Here is a 19,554-nt window from a genome sequence, read left to right on the forward strand (position 1 = left end):
GAACCCGGATGGTTCAGCTAAAGATCCAAATAAAACTGTATCAATCTCTAATACTGGCGTGAATGCAGGTGGTAACAAAGTTAGCAATGTTAAGGCTGGCGATGTAAGTGAAACATCAAAAGATGCAGTAAATGGTAGTCAACTTTATAAGGCTGTAGCGACCACTAATTTAACGCCTAATGCTACAGGAAAAATTGATGTTCCAGTAGAGGGAGCAAAATTAGTGAATGCAACAACTGTCGCGAATGCAATTAATAATTCTGGTTGGAATGTTACTGTGAATAAAGATGGCGGCGAAGCTGAGGGTGAACAAGTTCAAAAAGTAAGCCCAGGTAATACCGTGACTTATATCGCAGGACAAAATATCAAAATTAAGCAAGCTGGTATGAATTTTACCATTTCAACCACAAAAGATTTGAAAGCTGAAAATGTCACCGCGAAAACAGTTAATACCACCACTATCAACCTTGGTGAAGGTGATAATTCAACGCCAATTACAGTAGTAAGTGGTAAAGATGCAGCACCAAATGTAAATGGTGAAACGCCAAATCGCATGAAATTTGGTGGTGAAACTATCGCAACATTAAGCGATGGCTTAAAATTTGGCGCAAATGTAGGCGATGTTTACGGTGCGAAATTAAATAGCCAAATCAATGTGAAAGGCGCAGATAGCAACACAAACTGGAGTGAGTTTGATGGTGGCGATAATGTGATGACAAACATTGATAAGAGCGGTAATGTTCGTGTAGCTATCAAGAAAAACCTTAAAGTGGAGAGCGTAACAGCGAATAAATTCACTGCGGGTGATACGGTGATTGATAGCAATGGCGTCACCATTAAAAATGGTCCAAGTATGACTAAAAATGGTATTGATGCAGGTAATAAACAAATTACCAATGTTGCACCAGGACGTATTGCGGCAGACAGTACTGATGCTGTAAACGGTAGCCAATTACACGAAGTAAAAGCTGACGTGAATAACAAGATCAATCACTTAAATGGTCAAGTGAACAAGTTAGGTAAACGTGTAAATGCAGGTACAGCAAGCGCGTTAGCGGCGTCTCAATTACCACAAGCTTACATTCCAGGTAAGAGCATGGTATCTGTGGCAGCGGGTAATTACCAAGGTCAAAATGCTGTGGCATTAGGTATGTCACGTATTTCAGATAATGGTAAGATCATTATTCGTTTAGCAGGTACGAGCGATACTCAAGGTAAAGTGGGTGTAGCAGTTGGTGCTGGTTACCACTGGTAATTCATCGTAAATAAACAAAAGGCATGGGAAACTATGCCTTTTTTATTGCCAAAAGTGCGGTCGATTTTCGATCTATTTTTCGTATAATAGAAAGAACTTAATTCGGAGAAGAATATGATTATCGGACCTTATATCAATGCATTAGCAATTATTAGTGGGGCAGTCATTGGCTCGATGCTCGGTGGACGCATTCCAGAACGTTTGCGCACCAATCTCACTTTAATCTTTGGCTTGTGTTCTATGGGTATGGGCATTGTGATGGTAGCGAAAACCACTAATATGCCAGCAATGATTTTATCGGTGTTATTAGGGACGATAATTGGAGAATTACTTTTATTAGAGCATGGGATCAATAAGCTCGCCTCATCAGCTAAAGGTCTTCTGGAAAAGATGTTCCCTGATACACCAAGTAGCATGCATAGCCAAGAAGAGTTCTTATCTAAATTTGTTGCGATTGTGATTTTGTTTTCATTTAGTGGAACAGGTATTTTTGGGGCGATGAATGAAGGGATGACAGGTGATTTTGATATCCTTATTGTAAAATCCTTTCTCGATTTCTTCACCGCGATGATCTTTGCTACATCACTCGGTATTTCTGTAGCGAGTATTTTTGTGCCACAAACATTGGTTCAAGTGATTTTAGCTTATTCTGCGGTGTTTATTATTCCTTTCGTGACACCTGAAATGCGGGGTGATTTTGCGGCAGTAGGCGGTATGCTAATGATAGCGGCAGGTTTTCGCATTTGTAATATCCAAATGTTCCATGTGGCGAATATGTTGCCGGCTCTTTTTCTCGCCATGCCGATTTCTCATTTCTGGAGCTCCTTTTTCTAAAAAATAGGCGTGTATCACGCCTATTTCTTTTTCTGACAATGGGGACAATAAAAGCTATTGCGTTGCCCAATAATCATGCTTTCAATTTTAGTGCCACATTTTGGACAAGGTTTGTCTTTGTTTCCATAAACCAACAATTCCTGTGCAAAATAACCAGGACGACCATCGGGTTGTAAGAAATCTTTTAATGTTGTTCCACCTTGTGTAATGGCTTTTGCTAATACGTTTTTAATCGTTTCAACGAGCAAGGCACATTGGTTTCGCGTGAGGTTTTCGGCTAATTTCATGGGGTGTAAACCACATAAAAAGAGTGTTTCATTGGCATAAATATTTCCTACACCCACGACGACAGCATTATCCATTAAAAAGGTTTTAAGTGAGGTCGATTTTTTGCGTGATTTTTTAAAAAGGTATTCGGCATTAAATTCATCTGAAAGTGGTTCAGGACCAAGTTTTAGGAAAAGATGAAAGTCATCTAAGCTTTCAGTCCATAACCACGCACCGAAGCGTCTAGGGTCGTTATAACGCAGTAATTTGCCATTATTCATCACAATATCAAGGTGATCGTGTTTATCAATAGGACTATCGTGTGGCACAATTCGAACAGAGCCGGACATCCCTAAATGACCAATGATGTAACCTTTTTCTGTGTGAATAATTAAATATTTTGCACGACGAGAGGTATCCAAAATTTTGACGTTTTTGAGCGTGGTTAATTCAGGAGAGACAACCCAACGTAATTGTGGTTGGCGAACTACAATTTTTTCAATGGTAAAACCTTTTAAATAGGGGCTTACACCACGTAGGGCTGTTTCGACTTCAGGAAGTTCAGGCATAGATAATCTCGGTAATGAATTTGTGGTATAAAAAAACCCGAACAATGTCGGGCTTTTGTCAAATCAGCAAAATTATTTGATTTTTGCTTCTTTATAGATAACGTGTTTACGCACTACTGGATCAAATTTTTTGATTTCCATTTTTTCAGGCATATTACGTTTGTTTTTATCAGTTGTGTAGAAGTGACCAGTCTCTGCTGTAGAAACTAAACGGATTTTCTCACGAGCGCCTTTAGCTGCCATGTTTTAGCTCCTTAGATTTTTTCGCCACGAGCACGGATTTCAGCTAACACTGCATCAATGCCTTTTTTATCGATAATACGCATACCTTTCGCAGTTAAACGTAAGGTCACGAAACGGTTTTCACTTTCAACCCAGAAACGGTGAGTGTGAAGGTTTGGAAGAAAACGACGACGTGTCGCATTCAACGCGTGTGAGCGGTTGTTACCCACAGCTGGACGCTTGCCTGTTACTTGACAAACTCTAGACATAATAATCTCCAATAATTTAAATATAAGCTCGAGCTTATGGTTCGGATAATGAAGCTTAAAACTAAGCTTGCTTCCTCGTCAGGTCGCAGTATCCGACCCACTTACTATATTAAAGGTCGCAAATTATACTGACTTTATTTTAATTTCTCAAGTCCAAAAGCGATTTTTCCGTCTTTAAATGGAAATGAACGATAAAAAAATCATCAAATTCCCTAACACTATAGCAAATTATGTTCTGCAAAAGAATAACAAGTGCCTTTGCCGACAATAAAATGGTCCAAAATGCGGATATCCATTAACTCAGCAGCTTCAATAATTTTTTGTGTGATCATTTTGTCGGAATAGCTCGGTTCAGCCAGACCAGAAGGGTGGTTGTGAGCCAAAATTAAAGCGGCCGCATTACAGGAAAGGCTTTCTTTAATAATTTCTCGTGGATAAACATTAGTCACATTAATTGTGCCTAAAAATAACCGCTCTTTTTTAATCAAACGATGTTGATTATCTAAAAATAATACCATAAAAATTTCACGTTCTTCGTGGTGAAGTTCTGCTTGAAGATAAAGTTTTACCGTGGATGTGTCGCTAAATACGTGCTCTATCAGCAATTCTTGTTTCAGATAACGCTTTGTCATTTCTGTGGTGGCTTGCAGTTGAATAAACTGCGTAATGCCTAATCCTTTTACTTTACAAAAGGCTTCTTTATCTGCACTTAATAAGGCTCGAAGGGAGCCAAAATGTTGCAGCACGCTATGTGATAATTCCATGACAGGGCAGCCTTTAATCCCTGTACGTAAGAAAATAGCGAGTAATTCGTGATCTTCTAGGGCTTCAACGCCATATTTCAACAGTTTTTCACGAGGCATTAAAGGGGTGTTTGTTTGCATATTAATTAATGAAAAGAAAAAGTGCGGTCAATTTTCATGATGTTTTTAAGCATTGCGAATTGTCTGTTTTATTTTTGGAACGGCGATCACAAAAATAAAATTTTTTATTGGTGAAATTTGAAGTAAAATAGGTAACCTTAAGTTGTTAAGTACTAACACACAAAAAACATATCCATTCTATTAAGTCGTAGCGGAGTAGCAAATGAGCTTGAGCGGAAAGCGTATTGTTGTCGGGATTACAGGGGGCATTGCCGCCTATAAAACCATTGAGTTTATTCGTTTGTTACGCAAATCTAACGCAGAAGTTCGAGTGGCTTTAACGCCTTCCGCCGTTGAATTTGTCACGCCTTTAACGCTGCAAGCCATTTCTGGCAATGCGGTTTCTCAATCTTTACTTGATCCTCAAGCGGAATTAGCTATGGGGCATATTGAGCTCGCAAAATGGGCCGATGCGATAGTGATTGCACCAGCCAGTGCCGATTTTATTGCGCGTTTAACCGTTGGAATGGCAAATGATTTACTTAGCACGATTTGTCTTGCGACAAGTGCGCCTATTTTGCTCGCTCCAGCTATGAATCAACAGATGTACCGCCAGGCAATTACACAACAAAATTTGACCGCTCTTTCTGCGCGAGGCATTCATTTTGTTGGGCCAAATAGTGGCTTTCAGGCTTGCGGTGATGTGGGTGCAGGGAGAATGTCTGAACCCGCTGAAATTTTTGAATCGCTTCAATCACTTTTTGCTGTTCAGCAGGATTTAGCTGATTTAAGTGTCACTATTACTGCAGGTCCAACGCGTGAAGCTATCGATCCTGTTCGTTATATTTCTAACCACAGCTCAGGCAAAATGGGCTTTGCAATTGCCGAGGCCTTTGCTAAACGAGGTGCAAATGTCACCTTAATTGCGGGTCCTGTTAATTTGGCTACGCCGAAAAACGTTCATCGCATTGATGTGACAACCGCTCATGAAATGTGGCGAATCTCCCTTGAAAGTGCGGTCAAAAATCGTATTTTTATTGGCTGTGCCGCGGTGGCAGATTATCGGGTTGCGGAAGTTGCTGATCAAAAAATTAAGAAAACCAATGATAACGATGAGCTTTCTCTTAAATTGGTGAAAAATCCAGACATTATCGCAAGCGTGGCAAATTTAGAAAAAGATCGTCCATTTGTGGTGGGCTTTGCGGCTGAAACACAAAATGTCGCTGAGTATGCGAAGAGCAAACTTCAACGCAAAAATTTAGATATGATTTGTGCCAATGATGTATCGGGTGGACAAGTATTCGGACAAGATCAAAATGCCTTGCAGATTTTTTGGAAAACAGGCGAAAAAACCTTGCCATTAGCCGATAAAAATACATTGGCAGAAGTGTTGGTTGCTGAAATTGTTGAGCATTATCACAAATAAAATAGGTTCAAAATTCGTTGGGTTTTGTGACCGCACTTTTGTATGACTGATTTCTTTTAAAGGATAAATAAGCATGAAAAAAATTGATGTCAAAATTTTAGATAGCCGTATTGGCAACGAATTTCCTTTACCAACCTATGCAACCGAAGGTTCAGCAGGTTTGGATTTACGTGCATTGCTTGAAGAGGGCATTGAAATTCAACCAGGCGAAACTAAACTTATCCCGACTGGCCTTTCAATTTATATTGCCGATCCAAATCTTGCAGCGGTGATTCTGCCTCGCTCTGGTTTAGGTCATAAACACGGTATCGTATTAGGTAACTTAGTGGGCTTAATTGATTCAGATTACCAAGGTCCATTAATGGTATCGGTATGGAATCGTGGTCATGAACCATTCAAAATCGAAGTTGGTGATCGTATTGCACAATTAGTCTTTGTGCCAGTAGTACAAGCTGAATTCAATATTGTCAGCGAATTTACTGAAACTGAGCGTGGTGAAGGCGGTTTTGGTCATTCAGGTAAAAAATAGACTATGGTAGAACAATTATCTCTCGTAGAAGTTGATGAGATTGCGGCGGAAATCAAACCGCCAAAAATCGAAAAACGTACGGTAAAAGAACGCCGCCAACAAGTGTTGACGGTGCTTACCCATATGCTGCATTCTGAACGCGGAATGGAGCGTATGACAACGGCGCGTTTAGCAGAAGAAGTGGGTGTGTCAGAAGCTGCACTTTATCGTTACTTCCCAAGTAAAACCAAAATGTTTGAAGCGTTGATCGATAATATCGAAGCGAATTTATTTAGTCGTATTACCACATCGATTCGCAATGAAACCAATACGATGAATCGTGTACGTGACATTATGCAGATGATCCTCGACTTTGCGCGTAAAAACCCTGGTTTGACGCGTATTTTGACCGGACATGCATTGATGTTTGAAGAGCCGCTTTTACAGGCTCGTGTAGCCCAATTCTTCGATCGTCTTGAAATGCAATTTGTGAATATTTTACAAATGCGAAAATTACGTGAAGGACGCGGTTTTAATGTGGATGAACGTATCATTGCGGGGCACTTGGTAACCCTTTGTGAAGGGCAGTTTATGCGTTATGTCCGCACAAACTTCCGTTTAGGTGCAAATCAAAGTTTTGAACAGCAATGGCGTTTTCTTGAACCGCTTTTTGCTTAATTGACTTTAGTTGATAAATATATGATTATTCCGTGGCAGGAACTTCCAACAGAAACTTTAGAAAATATTGTGGAAAGTGTGGTACTTAGGGAAGGCACCGATTATGGTTCACACGAATTTTCCTTAGAACAAAAAAAACAACACCTACTAAACAAGATTCACAATGGAAGTGCAGTGATTGTTTGGTCAGAATTACATGAATCCATTGATATAAAAGATAAAATGGAATTTCTAAAATGAATCAATAGGAGCTTATATGTCAGAAGATGTAGAATTACTAGAAGAACAAAAGTCGCAAGACGATGATCAGCAGCGTGATCCAGCTCTGGATTGGTTCCTTACACACTGTCATTTACATAAATATCCAGCAAAATCGACCTTAATTCATGCTGGTGAAGATGCCAATATTCTGTATTTCTTAATTAAAGGGACCGTAATGGTTTCATCAAAAGATGATGAAGGCAAAGAGATGATTTTATCTTATTTAGGCGCGGGACAATTTTTTGGTGAAGCAGGTTTATTTGATGAAGGTTCGAAACGTTCTGCTTGGGTGAAAACCAAAACGCCTTGTGAAATTGCGGAAATTTCCTATAAAAAATATCGTCAGTTGATTCAAATTAACCCTGAGATTTTAATGTTCCTTACTGCTCAGTTATCAAAACGTTTGCAAAATACATCGCGACAAGTGACAAACTTGGCCTTTTTGGATGTGGCAGGGCGTATTGCTCAGGCGCTTATGCATTTAGCAAAACAACCTGAAGCGATGACGCATCCTGATGGTATGCAGATTAAGATTACGCGTCAGGAAATCGGTCAAATGGTAGGCTGTTCACGTGAAACCGTAGGGCGAATAATTAAGATGCTGGAAGATCAAAATCTCATTCATGCGCACGGTAAAACCATTGTGGTTTACGGCACTCGATAGCAAAAATAACCGTCTCTAATCAGACGGTTATTTTGTTTTTGTTACATTGATGTGATAGTTGAAATGTCTTTGTTAATTTTTATACGAAAAGCGAAAAAATACTTCTTTTAGTGCAATATCTTAATTGACAAAATTGCGGAAGACTTCTATCATAATACTGCCTTTCAACGTGGTTTGTTTGGAAGTCAGGATTGGTCTCCTGAATATATAAGTGGCTTTTAAAAGATTCTTAATCTTTTAATTTTATATCGCAGACTGGAACCCCAGAGATGCTTTAAATCTATGGTGGGCTAGGTAGAAATCCCGCAGGGATGCGATGCAGTAAGCCACTTGCTGTTAAGACCAATTCTGCTTAGTTCCACCACCCTTCAAAACAATCTTCAATTTTCAAACTTTCATTTAACTCACTTCGAACGAAAAATTCTCAGCTAAAGTGCGGTCATTTTTTGCTTTATTTTTGGCAAAAAAATACCGACCCATTTCGGAGTCGGTATTTCATTTGGTGTGTTATTTCACTTTTTGTTTCATGGCTTCTGCCACAAGTTCAGCTTCAGGGCCGAGAACCACTTGTAAGCCATCGTTACCGATTTTCACGATACCTTTTGCACCAAGAGACTTAAGCTGTTCTTCATTAATTTTGTGTTGATCGACTAAGCTTAAACGTAAGCGAGTGATACAAGCATCAATATTTTTGAAGTTATCAACACCACCTAAAGCATCAATAAATTTGACCGCTCTTTCTTCGCGAGATTGGCTCGCAGCTGGTTGTGCTGCAGTGGTTTCTTCCGTTTCTTCAGTGCGACCTAATGTTTTTAAGTTGAACGCTTTAATTGCGAAACGGAATACTGCATAGTAAATCACGAAGAATACTAAGCCTTGTACGATGAGCATATACCATTCAACGGCTAATGGGTTGCGTGATGAAAGTACCATATCCACGAGACCCGCACTGAAACCGAAGCCGGCGATCCAATGCATTGTTGCCGCGATAAAGACAGAAATACCGGTTAATACCGCGTGGATGAAGTAAAGCACTGGTGCAACAAACATGAAAGAGAATTCTAATGGTTCAGTGATACCAGTGAAGAATGAGGCAAACGCACCTGCAAGCATGATTGATGCCACTTTAGTTCTTTGGCTTGGTTTAGCGCTGAGATAAATCGCTAATGCAGCACCCGGTAAACCGAACATCATGACAGGGAAGAAACCTGCTTGATACATACCGGTTACACCAACCGTTGCAGTGCCTTCAGCAAGTGATTTTGCACCACCTAAGAAGTTTGGAATATCATTGATGCCTGCTACGTCAAACCAGAATACTGAGTTCAATGCATGGTGTAAGCCAACAGGAATGAGTAAACGGTTGAAGAAACCGTAAAGACCAGCACCAACAGCGCCTAAGTCTTTAATGCTTTCACCGAATGATACTAAACCGCCGAAAATATATGGCCAGATGTAAAGCAATACGAAGCTGATGAACATCATGACAAAAGAAACGACGATTGGCACAAGGCGTTTTCCGCTAAAGAAGGAGAGTGCTTTTGGCAATTCCACTTGATAGAAGCGATTATAAAGTTCAGCCGAAATCACCCCGATCAAAATCCCAATAAATTGGTTATTGATTTTTCCGAAGGCCGCTGGCACTTCACTTACATCGATATGTTGTAGCTGAGCAACACTGCCTGGTGAAAGTAGAGTGGTTACCACATAGTAACCCACTAAACCTGAAAGTGCAGCGGAACCATGTTTGTCCTTAGATAAACCGAAAGCAACGCCAACGGCAAAAAGTAGGCCCATGTTATCGATGATAGCACCGCCTGATTTAATTAAAAATGCAGCAAGTTGACTATTCGCCCCCCAGCCATCAGGGTCAAGCCAGTAACCGATACCCATCAGTACAGCAGCTGCTGGTAAGACAGCGACAGGTACCATCAAGGCCTGCCCAATTTTTTGCGCATAACCTAGTACATTCATTTTTTTCTCCTATTTATAAGTAATGAAGTATTACTTCATATTTTAAAGTAAAAAAAAATATTTTGTATAGATGTTGTCACTTTATCTTAAATTTGAGAAGCCGATCACAAATTTTGAAATTAAACTTCAAAAAATATTTTTTTATGGCGTGTGTTTTACTATAATGACGAAAGAGCCAAAAGGACACCAAGTGTTACTGTCTAATATAGGAGTTTATATGTCGAAATTATCACATAATGAAGTCTTAGATAAAATCAAATTTGGTCTGATTGCTTCTTGTCAGCCTGTTGATGACGGCCCGATGGATAAACCAGAAATTGTGGCGGCGATGGCACAGGCTTCTGTTATTGGTGGCGCAGCGGGATTGCGCATTGAGGGCGTAGAAAATCTCAAAGCAACACGCCCTACCGTGAATGTACCGATTATTGGTATTGTGAAACGAGATTTACCTGACAGCCCAGTGCGAATTACCCCATTTTTGCATGATATTGAAGATTTAGCGAAAGCCGGTGCAGATATTATTGCCGTGGATGGGACAAATCGTCCTAGACCGGTAGATATTGAAAGTGCGGTCAAAAAAATCCACGAATTAGGTTGTTTAGCCATGGCGGATTGTTCGAATTTAGAAGAAGGCTTGTACTGTCAAAAACTGGGTTTTGATATTGTGGGCAGTACTATGTCTGGCTACACCGGTGGCACTGTGCCGGAGGAGCCTGATTATCAATTAGTTAAAGATTTGAAAGCAGCAGGTTGTCGTGTCATGGCGGAAGGACGTTATAACACCCCTGAGTTGGCGAAAACTGCCATTGAAATTGGTGCTTATTGCGTGACGGTTGGTTCTGCATTAACGCGTTTAGAGCATATTGTAAGCTGGTTTGCTAAAGCCATTCATTCAGCAAAAAAATAAAGGAAGAAGACATGTCATTAACAGTGGATAGTGGTCAGACATTACAGCGTTGTTTGGCATTAGATATTGGTGGCACAAAAATCGCTTCTGCTATAGTAAAAAATGGTGAGATTCAACAGCGAAAACAGATTTCCACGCCACAAGATGATGCCGCACAAGTGATGCATCAAACCCTTGCTCAGTTGTTAAAAGAATATGAAGGACAGTTTGATTATGTCGCCGTTGCTTCAACAGGCATTATTAACCAAGGCATTCTGACTGCACTTAACCCTAAAAATTTGGGTGGATTAGCTCAATTCCCATTAAAAGACAGTATTGCACAGCATACCGATAAACCGATTGGTTTACTTAATGACGTGCAAGCTGCAGCCTATGCTGAGTATCAATTACAAAACCCTAATGATGTTCAAAACTTTACCTTTATTACAGTTTCAACAGGCGTAGGGGGCGGTTTAATTCTAAATCATCGTTTACTTACTGAGCCAAACGGTATTGCAGGGCATATTGGTCATACTTTGGCTGATCCTAATGGCCCTGTTTGTGGCTGTGGTCGCCGCGGCTGTGTTGAAGCCATTGCATCAGGTCGCGCCATTGAAGCTGCCTCTTCTCAATGGGATGATCCTTGTGATCCAAAAGAAGTCTTTGTGCGTTTCCGTCAAAATGATGAAAAAGCGACCGCACTTGTGACTCGTTCAGCACAAGCCATTGCGAACTTAATTGCAGATTTGAAGATTGGATTAGATATGCAGAAAGTCGTAGTTGGCGGTAGCGTAGGGTTGGCAGAAGGGTATTTACCGTTGGTTCAATCCTTATTAAGTGAGCTTCCTGCTGTTTATCATTGTGAATTAGAAAGTGCTAAATTCGGGCAAGATGCAGGCTTGATTGGTGCTGCATACTGGGTAAAAGATTGCTTATTACAAGCAAAAAATACGGGAGTGGTTTATGGCTAAAAATGGCAATATTTTAAATACCATCAGCTCGTTATATCGCAGTTTAACGAAAACTGAAAAGAAAATTGCGGATGCGATTTTATTGAATCCTGATCTTGCGGTGCAATGTCCTCTAGCTGAAATTGCGGCTCATTTAGAAGTCGGGGAAGCGACCTTTGTGCGTTTTTGCCGCACTCTCGGCTTTAAAGGATTTAGTGATTTTAAATTGGAATTATCCATCGAGCTTGCGACTAAAGATGGCAAAGATAACACCGTATTAGATTCAGATATTACCGATTCTGACAACTCATTGAATATTGCGCATAAGTTGAAATCTGCCATCAATAACGTGATGGATGAAACCATTAATTTATTAGATTTTAAGCAGTTGGAAGAGACTGTAAAAGCTATTCAGCAAGCAAATCGTGTCTTTTTATTTGGTGTGGGTACATCCGGTATTACTGCGGAAGATGCAAAAAATAAACTCATGCGTATCGGTGTGCAAGTGGATGCGACAGGTAACAACCATTTTATGTATATGCAGGCATCTTTATTGACGAAAAAAGATGTGGCAATTGGTTTGAGTCATTCTGGTTATTCTCAAGAAACCACTCATACCATGAAAATCGCCAAAGAAAATGGCGCCAAAACTATTGCAATTACACACAGTTTGCGTTCACCCATTACAGAATATGCCGATCTTGTTTTAGTGAATGGGAATAAACAAGGCAAGCTACAAGGCGACTCTATTGGCACGAAGATTGCCCAATTATTCGTATTAGATTTGATTTACGCTTTATTGGTACAGGCATCACAGGAAAGTGCGGTCAAAATAAAGCAAAAAACATTAAATGTCATTTTAGAACAACGTATCAAATAGGAGAGAAAAATGCGTAATTTAAAAGGTATTTTTAGTGCGTTATTAGTATCATTCAATGAAGATGGATCTATCAATGAAAAAGGCTTACGCGAGATTATTCGCTATAACATTGATAAGATGAAAATTGATGGTTTATATGTAGGCGGCTCAACAGGTGAAAACTTCATGCTTTCTACGGAAGAGAAAAAACAAATTTTCCGTATCGCGAAAGATGAAGCAAAAGACCAAGTCGCGTTAATCGCACAAGTGGGTAGCGTGAACTTACATGAAGCAGTGGAATTAGGTAAATATGCAACCGAATTAGGTTATGACAGCCTTTCTGCGGTAACCCCGTTCTACTATAAATTCAGCTTCCCTGAAATCAAACATTACTACGACACCATTATTGCAGAAACAGGCAATAACATGATCGTGTACTCAATTCCGTTCTTAACTGGCGTGAATATGGGCATTGAGCAATTCGGCGAACTTTATAAAAACCCGAAAGTGCTTGGTGTGAAATTTACCGCTGGGGATTTCTATCTATTAGAACGCTTGAAAAAAGCTTATCCAAATCATCTCATTTGGGCTGGTTTTGATGAAATGATGGTACCTGCAGTATCTTTAGGTGTGGATGGTGCAATTGGTAGTACATTCAACGTTAATGGTGTACGCGCAAGACAAATCTTTGAATTAACCAAACAAGGTAAGTTGGCTGATGCGCTTCAAGTTCAACATGTGACCAATGATCTTATCGAAGGCATTTTAGCGAATGGCTTATATCTCACTATCAAAGAGTTATTGAAACTAGATGGCGTGGATGCAGGTTATTGCCGTGAGCCAATGACAGCGAAAGCAACGCCAGAGCAATTAGCGAAAGCGAAAGAGTTAAAAGCAAAATATTTATAAATTAATGGAAAAGTGACCGCACTTACTTCTTTCCTCTCTCTATCGGAGAGGAAAGAATGTCGGTGTGGTACTGATAAGGAAGGTTATTATGCGTCTCATTCCTCTGAACAATGAACAACAAGTCAGCCGTTGGGCGGCGCGTCATATTGCTGATCGAATTAATCATTTTAAACCTACTGCAGAACGTCCTTTTGTATTAGGTTTACCAACAGGTGGTACGCCACTTAAGACCTATCAAGAATTGATTAAATTAAATCAAGCAGGAGAAGTGAGTTTTAAACATGTGGTGACCTTCAATATGGATGAATATGTGGGCTTGCCAAAAGAACATCCAGAAAGCTATCACAGTTTTATGCATAATAATTTCTTCAACCATATTGATATTCAACCGCAAAATATCAATATTTTAAATGGTAATACCAATGACCATGATGAAGAATGCCGCCGCTATGAAGAAAAAATTAAATCTTACGGTAAAATTCATTTGTTTATGGGTGGTGTAGGTGTTGATGGGCATATTGCCTTCAATGAGCCAGCGTCTTCTTTAAGTTCACGTACCCGTATTAAAACTTTAACGCCAGATACTATTATCGCGAATTCTCGTTTCTTTAATAATGACGTAAATCAAGTACCAAAATATGCCTTAACAATCGGTGTAGGGACATTACTTGATGCAGAAGAAGTGATGATTTTAGCAACGGGTCATAATAAGGCCTTAGCTGTACAAGCAGCCGTAGAGGGCAGTATTAATCACCTTTGGACAGTGAGTGCTTTACAGCTTCATCGTCATTTCGTTTTGGTATGTGATGAGCCAGCATTGCAAGAATTGAAAGTCAAAACAGTGAAATATTTTACTGAATTGGAAGGACGCGCGATTCATAGTGTATTATAAGTGCGGTTAATTTTAATGGGATTTTAGGAAGGTATGATGAAGTATGCATTAATTAACAGCGTAATCTACACGAAAAATGAAGTGTTAAGAGATTATGCAGTGGTTATTGAAGGGGAATATATTCAATCCGTTATTCCACAAAGCGAATTAGAAAGCGGGATTAAAACCATTGATTTAAAAGGTCATAATCTCACAGCCGGTTTTATTGATTTGCAATTAAATGGCTGTGGCGGCGTGATGTTTAACGATCAAACAAGCGTGGAAACATTAGAAATTATGCAAGCCACTAATTTGAAATCAGGCTGTACCAGTTTCTTGCCAACGTTTATTACTGCACCAGATGAAGATATCAAACGCGCAGTAAATATTATGCGCGAGTATTTGAATAAGCATAAAAATCAAGCGCTTGGCTTACACATCGAAGGCCCTTATTTAAGTCTTGAGAAAAAAGGCGTGCATCGCCCGGAATATATCCGTGAAGCGACGCCAGAGATGAAAGATTTCTTATGTGATAATGCGGATGTCATCACCAAGCTTACTATTGCCGCTGAAAACCCAACGGTACAATATATTCCTGATTTTGTGAAAGCAGGCATTATTGTGTCTATTGGTCATTCTAATGCGACTTATGAAGTGGCGAAAGCTGCCTTTCATAAAGGTGCAACCTTTGCGACTCACTTACACAATGCCATGTCGCCGATCAGCTCAGGACGTGCGATGGGCGTAGTTGGCGCAGTGTTAGATTCCGATGTTTACACGGGGATTATTGTAGATGGCGTGCATGTGAATTTTGGTAACGTTCGCTTAGATAAAAAAGCGAAAGGTGACAAACTTTGTATAGTGACAGATTCTCTTGCTGCTGCAGGTGCACCACCTGAATTGGAAACTTTCACTTTTGTAGGAAAACCGATTTATGTGAAAGAAGGTCGTTGCTACGATGCAAATGGCACGATTGCGGGTGCATCAATTACCATGATGGAGTCCATCAAAAATGCTGTGGAATATGTAGAAATTCCATTAGCAGAAGCGATTCGCATGAGTAATCTTTACCCAGCAAGAGCGATTGGCGTAGATGATCGTTTAGGCTCAGTTGAAGCCGGAAAAGTAGCAAACTTGGCGGTATTCACAAAAGATTATGATGTGATTGGTACCGTATTAAACGGCGAATGGAAACCAAACTAAAGTGCGGTCAAAAATAGTATTATTTTAAACGTAATCCGATCCTTAAACAGATCGGATTATTTTTTATGGCTGCAGCTCGGAGATCTTACCGGTATCTACTTGGAACAATTTTCCTTTTTCTACTTGCATTTCTTTGAGTTGCCCTTGAGTGATGGCAGTAACAAAGACCTGAGAACCACTTTGTTGCAAGCGTTCCGCAAGCAGGGCGCGTTTATGCTGATCCAACTCTGAGGCAAAGTCATCAATTAGAAAGATACAATGGCGTTGTTTTTGAATCATTAAATGTTCACCTTGCGCTAAGCGTAGCGCACACATCAATAATTTCAATTGGCCACGAGAGAGTACATCTTCAACCGGTAATCCATTTGCTTTAAAACGGAAATCGGCTTTTTGTGGACCTGAAACCGTATAGCCAATGGCTTTGTCTCGCTCAAAGTTTTGCGCCAGTAATTCGCCATATTCTGTCTCTTTCTCCCAGCCTTGATGAAAACTCACAGTAATCTCTAATTCAGGTAAAAATAACTGGCAGGTTTTTTCAATTTCTGGGCGTAAGGCCTCTGCGTATTCAGCTCGCCAATCACTCACTTGGTGGGCTAATTTAGCTAATTCAATGTCCCATATTTTTATTGCAGAATAAGGCTGATTTTGACTGAGTGCGGCATTTCGTTGTTTTAATAAACGGTTTAAGGCAACCCAAGAGGAATGGAAACTATTATGGTGGTGGAATAAGCCCCAATCTAAAAATGCACGTCGAAAACTAGGTCCGCCATTTAATAGGGTAAGTCCTTCAGGCGTAATTAATTGCATGGGTAAAAGGTGAGCGAGATCAGCAATTTTATTGCCGTCTTCACCGTTTATTTTCGCGATGGTATTACCTTGACGAAGTTTTTGTAAGCCAACAGCCCATTGATGCTGGCTTTCTTGAATTTGGCCAAAAAGCGTGAAATGAGGTTCGTCGTAAGAAATGATGCGATTTGAGACCGCACTTTTGAAAGAGCGACCATGCCCGAGATAAAAAATAGCTTCTAATAAGCTCGTTTTTCCGCTGCCGTTATTGCCGACTAAAAAGTTAAAGCCGTGATCAAATTCAAGATCCACGGCATTTAAATTTCTAAATTTTTCAACAATTAAGCGGGAAATGGCCATTATTTCTAGAGGCGCATTGGCATAATGACGTATTCTGCGCTTGCATCTTGGCTGTTTTCAATTAAGCAGCTTGATGACGCATCTGTGAGGCGGATACGTACTTGTTGGCATTTTAAAGCATTCAATACGTCTAAAATGTAAGTCACATTAAAACCCACTTCCATTTCTTCACCTTGGTAATTTACATCCACGATTTCTTCTGCCACTTCGTGTTCAGGGTTAGATGCGGTAATTTTAAGTTGGTTTTCACTTAAGTTTAAACGCACACTACGTACACGTTCATTTGAAAGAATCGAAGCACGTACAAAAGCTTGTTTTAAGGTTTCCCAGTTTCCTTCTACGATACGCGTTGCATTACGTGGTAAAACACGACGGTAATCAGGGAAGCGACCATCAATGAGTTTTGAGGTAAATACAATGTGGTTTAAGTGGATACGAAGATTATTTGTACCAATTTGCAAACGAGCAAGTTCATCACTGCTTTCTAATAGGCGATTCAGTTCTAATACCCCTTTACGTGGCAGAATAACCGAATGAGTTTGCAGATCTTGATCTAATTCAATCGTACAAACAGCAAGACGGTGACCGTCAGTTGCAACAGTACGTAGTAAATTACCTTCGGTTTCAAATTTCATGCCGTTTAAGAAATAGCGGGCATCCTGATTTGCCATTGAAAATTGGGTTGCTTCAATTAAGCGACGTAAGGTGCTTTGCGGTAAGGCAAAATCCACTTCAGATTGCCAATCCGTTAGATTTGGATATTCTTCAGCGGGCAGAGTAGTGAGATTAAACTTACTGCGACCAGATTCTACAATGGCGCGATCTTCTTCAAAGGTAACGGTAATTTCAAATTCATCTGATAATGTACGGCAAATATCCAAGAATTTTTTAGCCGGAATGGTGAATGCACCATCTGCCGTTGAAGACGAAAGTTGAGTATAGCTAGAAAGCTCAACTTCAAGGTCTGTACCTGTAATCGTTAAACAGTTATCTTCAATTTGTAATAACACGTTATTTAATACAGGAATATTCGGACGATTGCTTAATACGCCACAAACTTGCTGTAAGGGTTTTAGTAGATTTTCTCTTGAAATGCTAAATTGCATCATTGGCTCCTTATGCAGATAATGTGCGAATTAAATTCGCCCAATCTTCTTGAATACTGCTGTCTTTTTCACGGAATTTTGGCACTTCACGGCAGGCATTTAAGACTGTCGTATGGTCGCGTTCAAAGGCACGACCAATTTCCGGTAAGCTTTTATTGGTTAATTCTTTTGCTAACGCCATGGCAACTTGGCGTGGACGAGTGACGGATCTTGCTCTGCTTTTTGATTTTAAGTCAGCCACTTTAATTCGATAGTATTCTGCCACGACTTTCTGAATATTTTCAATGGTTACCAAACGTTCTTGTAAGGCGAGAATATCTTTTAATGTGTCACGCACAAAATCAATATCAATGTGACCCCCTTTGAAGTCTTGCATCGCTTTCACACGGTTTAGTGCACCTTCTAATTCACGAACGTTGGTGCGTAAGCGTTGTGCAATAAAGAATGCCACTTCTTCTGGCAGCTCCATATGATGTTCTTCTGCTTTTTTCAGCAAAATCGCAACACGGGTTTCTAAATCAGGTGGTTCAATCGCCGTGGTTAAACCCCAACCAAAACGAGATTTTAGGCGTTCTTCAATTTTCTCAATTTCTTTTGGATAGCGGTCAGAAGTCAAAATGATTTGACGACCAGTTTCAAATAAGTTATTGAAAATATGGAAAAATTCTTCTTGTGTTTTTTCTTTCTCCGCAAAGAATTGAATATCATCCACTAATAATGCATCAAGAGAACGATAGAATTTTTTGAATTGATCCATTTTATTATCACGCATCGCTTTTACCATGTGCTGCATAAAGTTATTAGCATGGATATAAAGCACGCGGGCATTCGGTTTATTCGCTAAAATGCCATTGCCGATTGCGTGTAATAAGTGGGTTTTACCTAAACCTGTTCCACCATATAAAAAGAATGGGTTTGCCGTTGGTTCACCTGGTGCGAGGGCGAGTTTTTGACCGACAGCACGAGCGAGTTGGTTTGATTTACCTTCAACAAAGTTTTCAAATAAATGCTTACGATTTAGATGTGATTCAAATTTAGTTGTCGCATCAGATTCTTGCTGAAAACTGACCGCACTTTCTTGATGATTAGATGTTTGAGTCTGGGACGGTTCAGCCACTTTTGGAGCGGGTTTTACCCCTTCTTTTACAATAATTTGTAAATTTGGATTTTTAGCAAGGGCTTGGCAAATTTGATGAATTTGGGCCAAGTAGTGATTTTCCACCCAGCTTTTCACAAACATATTTGACGCATATAACACCACTTGATCTTGCGAGATGACATCCGCTTGTAGTGGACGCAACCAAGTGCTGAGATCCATCGGAGAAACTTGATCTTGTAGTTGTGATAAGCAATCTTGCCATAGGGTAGAAAGGCTCACGATAAATTATCCTTATGTTATATGCGTATAAATAAAAGCCAAAAAAGTGCGGTTAAAAATCGAAGAGAATTTTACAATAATTTAGGCAAAAGATCTTCTATTGGTCATCAAAAAAAGACAAAAAGGTTGCTTGAGATTTTGCCCAAAATCCGTATAATCCCCACGATTTTAGAAGAAACGGAAGATTATTTCGGAATTTTCTCTTTTCTTATTTGACGAAAGCCCAATTTATGATTAAAATTGCGGTCTATTTTTTATAACCCTTGTTGTGTTTTGAATATCAAAACAGTAAACCATTTTGATTTAGGTAGATTACAATGAAACGTACATTTCAACCTTCTGTATTAAAACGTAGCCGCACTCACGGTTTCCGTGCTCGTATGGCAACTAAAAACGGCCGTCAAGTTTTAGCTCGTCGTCGTGCTAAAGGTCGTAAAAGTTTATCTGCATAATCAC

22 protein-coding genes are annotated in these 19,554 nt (G+C 39.8%); 14 read left to right on the top strand and 8 right to left on the bottom strand.

The genetic code is table 11. From position 1 onward, the window contains the following. Positions 1-1,255, top strand: a 1,255-nt coding sequence (locus HMPREF3263_RS00455) for a YadA family autotransporter adhesin (RefSeq protein WP_141762780.1), incomplete at its 5' end; no start/stop codon positions are given. A gap of 114 nt (positions 1,256-1,369) precedes the next feature. Beyond that, on the top strand, positions 1,370-2,089 hold the full coding sequence (locus tag HMPREF3263_RS00460; protein WP_005698371.1) for a DUF554 domain-containing protein: 720 nt from the start codon (positions 1,370-1,372) through the stop codon (positions 2,087-2,089). A gap of 20 nt (positions 2,090-2,109) precedes the next feature. Here the strand turns inward: HMPREF3263_RS00460 and mutM are convergent, their stop codons facing one another. The 4 genes from mutM to radC form a co-directional block, all read right to left on the bottom strand. Next, positions 2,110-2,925: a DNA-formamidopyrimidine glycosylase gene (gene mutM, locus HMPREF3263_RS00465; protein ID WP_005698454.1), complete on the bottom strand. Its 816-nt coding sequence runs from the start codon at positions 2,923-2,925 to the stop codon at positions 2,110-2,112. Positions 2,926-2,997: 72 nt separating this feature from the next. Then, complete coding sequence (gene rpmG / locus HMPREF3263_RS00470) at positions 2,998-3,168, bottom strand: 50S ribosomal protein L33 (protein ID WP_005613503.1); 171 nt, start codon at positions 3,166-3,168, stop codon at positions 2,998-3,000. Between the two features lie 11 nt (positions 3,169-3,179). Further along, positions 3,180-3,416 (bottom strand): 50S ribosomal protein L28, encoded by a 237-nt coding sequence (gene rpmB, locus HMPREF3263_RS00475; protein ID WP_005599762.1) that lies wholly within the window; start codon positions 3,414-3,416, stop codon positions 3,180-3,182. A 218-nt stretch (positions 3,417-3,634) separates the two neighbouring features. Next, a complete protein-coding gene (gene radC / locus HMPREF3263_RS00480) occupies positions 3,635-4,300 on the bottom strand; it encodes a RadC family protein (RefSeq protein ID WP_005695550.1) in 666 nt (221 codons plus the stop codon). A gap of 202 nt (positions 4,301-4,502) precedes the next feature. Between radC and coaBC the strand changes: the two genes are divergently transcribed. The 5 genes from coaBC to crp all read left to right on the top strand — a co-directional run bounded on the left by coaBC (position 4,503) and on the right by crp (position 7,816). Beyond that, positions 4,503-5,705 carry a bifunctional phosphopantothenoylcysteine decarboxylase/phosphopantothenate--cysteine ligase CoaBC gene (gene coaBC, locus HMPREF3263_RS00485; RefSeq protein WP_005698400.1) on the top strand — a complete coding sequence of 401 codons (1,203 nt, stop codon included), beginning with the start codon at positions 4,503-4,505 and terminating at the stop codon, positions 5,703-5,705. A gap of 73 nt (positions 5,706-5,778) precedes the next feature. Beyond that, positions 5,779-6,234, top strand: coding sequence for a dUTP diphosphatase (dut, locus tag HMPREF3263_RS00490; protein ID WP_005698440.1), 456 nt, complete (start codon positions 5,779-5,781; stop codon positions 6,232-6,234). Between the two features lie 3 nt (positions 6,235-6,237). Further along, complete coding sequence (slmA, locus tag HMPREF3263_RS00495; RefSeq protein ID WP_005698358.1) at positions 6,238-6,891, top strand: nucleoid occlusion factor SlmA; 654 nt, start codon at positions 6,238-6,240, stop codon at positions 6,889-6,891. Between the two features lie 21 nt (positions 6,892-6,912). After that, positions 6,913-7,131 carry a YheU family protein gene (locus tag HMPREF3263_RS00500; RefSeq protein ID WP_005695554.1) on the top strand — a complete coding sequence of 73 codons (219 nt, stop codon included), beginning with the start codon at positions 6,913-6,915 and terminating at the stop codon, positions 7,129-7,131. 16 nt (positions 7,132-7,147) lie between these two features. After that, entirely contained in the window at positions 7,148-7,816 is a 669-nt protein-coding gene (gene crp, locus HMPREF3263_RS00505; protein ID WP_005698403.1) for a cAMP-activated global transcriptional regulator CRP, read from the top strand. 507 nt (positions 7,817-8,323) lie between these two features. Here the strand turns inward: crp and nagE are convergent. Continuing rightward, positions 8,324-9,790, bottom strand: coding sequence for an N-acetylglucosamine-specific PTS transporter subunit IIBC (gene nagE, locus HMPREF3263_RS00510; protein WP_049367084.1), 1,467 nt, complete (start codon positions 9,788-9,790; stop codon positions 8,324-8,326). 217 nt (positions 9,791-10,007) lie between these two features. On the opposite strand from nagE, the gene HMPREF3263_RS00515 reads away from it, so the two are divergent. From HMPREF3263_RS00515 to nagA, 6 genes are all read left to right on the top strand, one after another. Then, complete coding sequence (locus HMPREF3263_RS00515; RefSeq protein WP_005698367.1) at positions 10,008-10,697, top strand: N-acetylmannosamine-6-phosphate 2-epimerase; 690 nt, start codon at positions 10,008-10,010, stop codon at positions 10,695-10,697. A gap of 11 nt (positions 10,698-10,708) precedes the next feature. Continuing rightward, positions 10,709-11,647, top strand: coding sequence for an N-acetylmannosamine kinase (locus HMPREF3263_RS00520; protein ID WP_005695558.1), 939 nt, complete (start codon positions 10,709-10,711; stop codon positions 11,645-11,647). Continuing rightward, a complete protein-coding gene (locus tag HMPREF3263_RS00525; protein ID WP_005695559.1) occupies positions 11,640-12,506 on the top strand; it encodes a MurR/RpiR family transcriptional regulator in 867 nt (288 codons plus the stop codon). The genes HMPREF3263_RS00520 and HMPREF3263_RS00525 overlap by 8 nt, the downstream gene beginning before the upstream one ends. Before the next feature lie 9 nt (positions 12,507-12,515). Next, entirely contained in the window at positions 12,516-13,394 is an 879-nt protein-coding gene (nanA, locus tag HMPREF3263_RS00530; RefSeq protein WP_005695560.1) for an N-acetylneuraminate lyase, read from the top strand. A gap of 88 nt (positions 13,395-13,482) precedes the next feature. After that, positions 13,483-14,286 (top strand): glucosamine-6-phosphate deaminase, encoded by an 804-nt coding sequence (gene nagB / locus HMPREF3263_RS00535; RefSeq protein ID WP_014064021.1) that lies wholly within the window; start codon positions 13,483-13,485, stop codon positions 14,284-14,286. 36 nt (positions 14,287-14,322) lie between these two features. Next, positions 14,323-15,468, top strand: coding sequence for an N-acetylglucosamine-6-phosphate deacetylase (nagA, locus tag HMPREF3263_RS00540; RefSeq protein ID WP_049363071.1), 1,146 nt, complete (start codon positions 14,323-14,325; stop codon positions 15,466-15,468). A 63-nt stretch (positions 15,469-15,531) separates the two neighbouring features. Here the strand turns inward: nagA and recF are convergent, their stop codons facing one another. From recF to dnaA, 3 genes are read right to left on the bottom strand one after another with little or no spacing between them, the layout of a single operon-like run. Beyond that, the gene (gene recF / locus HMPREF3263_RS00545; RefSeq protein ID WP_070852793.1) at positions 15,532-16,614 is read right to left on the bottom strand and encodes a DNA replication/repair protein RecF; all 1,083 of its coding nucleotides are present in this window, start codon (positions 16,612-16,614) and stop codon (positions 15,532-15,534) included. Between the two features lie 5 nt (positions 16,615-16,619). After that, a complete protein-coding gene (gene dnaN / locus HMPREF3263_RS00550; RefSeq protein ID WP_070852794.1) occupies positions 16,620-17,720 on the bottom strand; it encodes a DNA polymerase III subunit beta in 1,101 nt (366 codons plus the stop codon). Positions 17,721-17,730: 10 nt separating this feature from the next. Beyond that, positions 17,731-19,098, bottom strand: coding sequence for a chromosomal replication initiator protein DnaA (gene dnaA, locus HMPREF3263_RS00555; protein WP_005698434.1), 1,368 nt, complete (start codon positions 19,096-19,098; stop codon positions 17,731-17,733). Between the two features lie 317 nt (positions 19,099-19,415). On the opposite strand from dnaA, the gene rpmH reads away from it, so the two are divergent. After that, entirely contained in the window at positions 19,416-19,550 is a 135-nt protein-coding gene (gene rpmH / locus HMPREF3263_RS00565) for a 50S ribosomal protein L34 (protein ID WP_005539760.1), read from the top strand. Positions 19,551-19,554 lie beyond the last annotated feature (4 nt).

The sequence above is a fragment of the Haemophilus sp. HMSC61B11 genome (genome assembly GCF_001838615.1).
Taxonomy (GTDB): domain Bacteria; phylum Pseudomonadota; class Gammaproteobacteria; order Enterobacterales; family Pasteurellaceae; genus Haemophilus_D; species Haemophilus_D parainfluenzae_AD.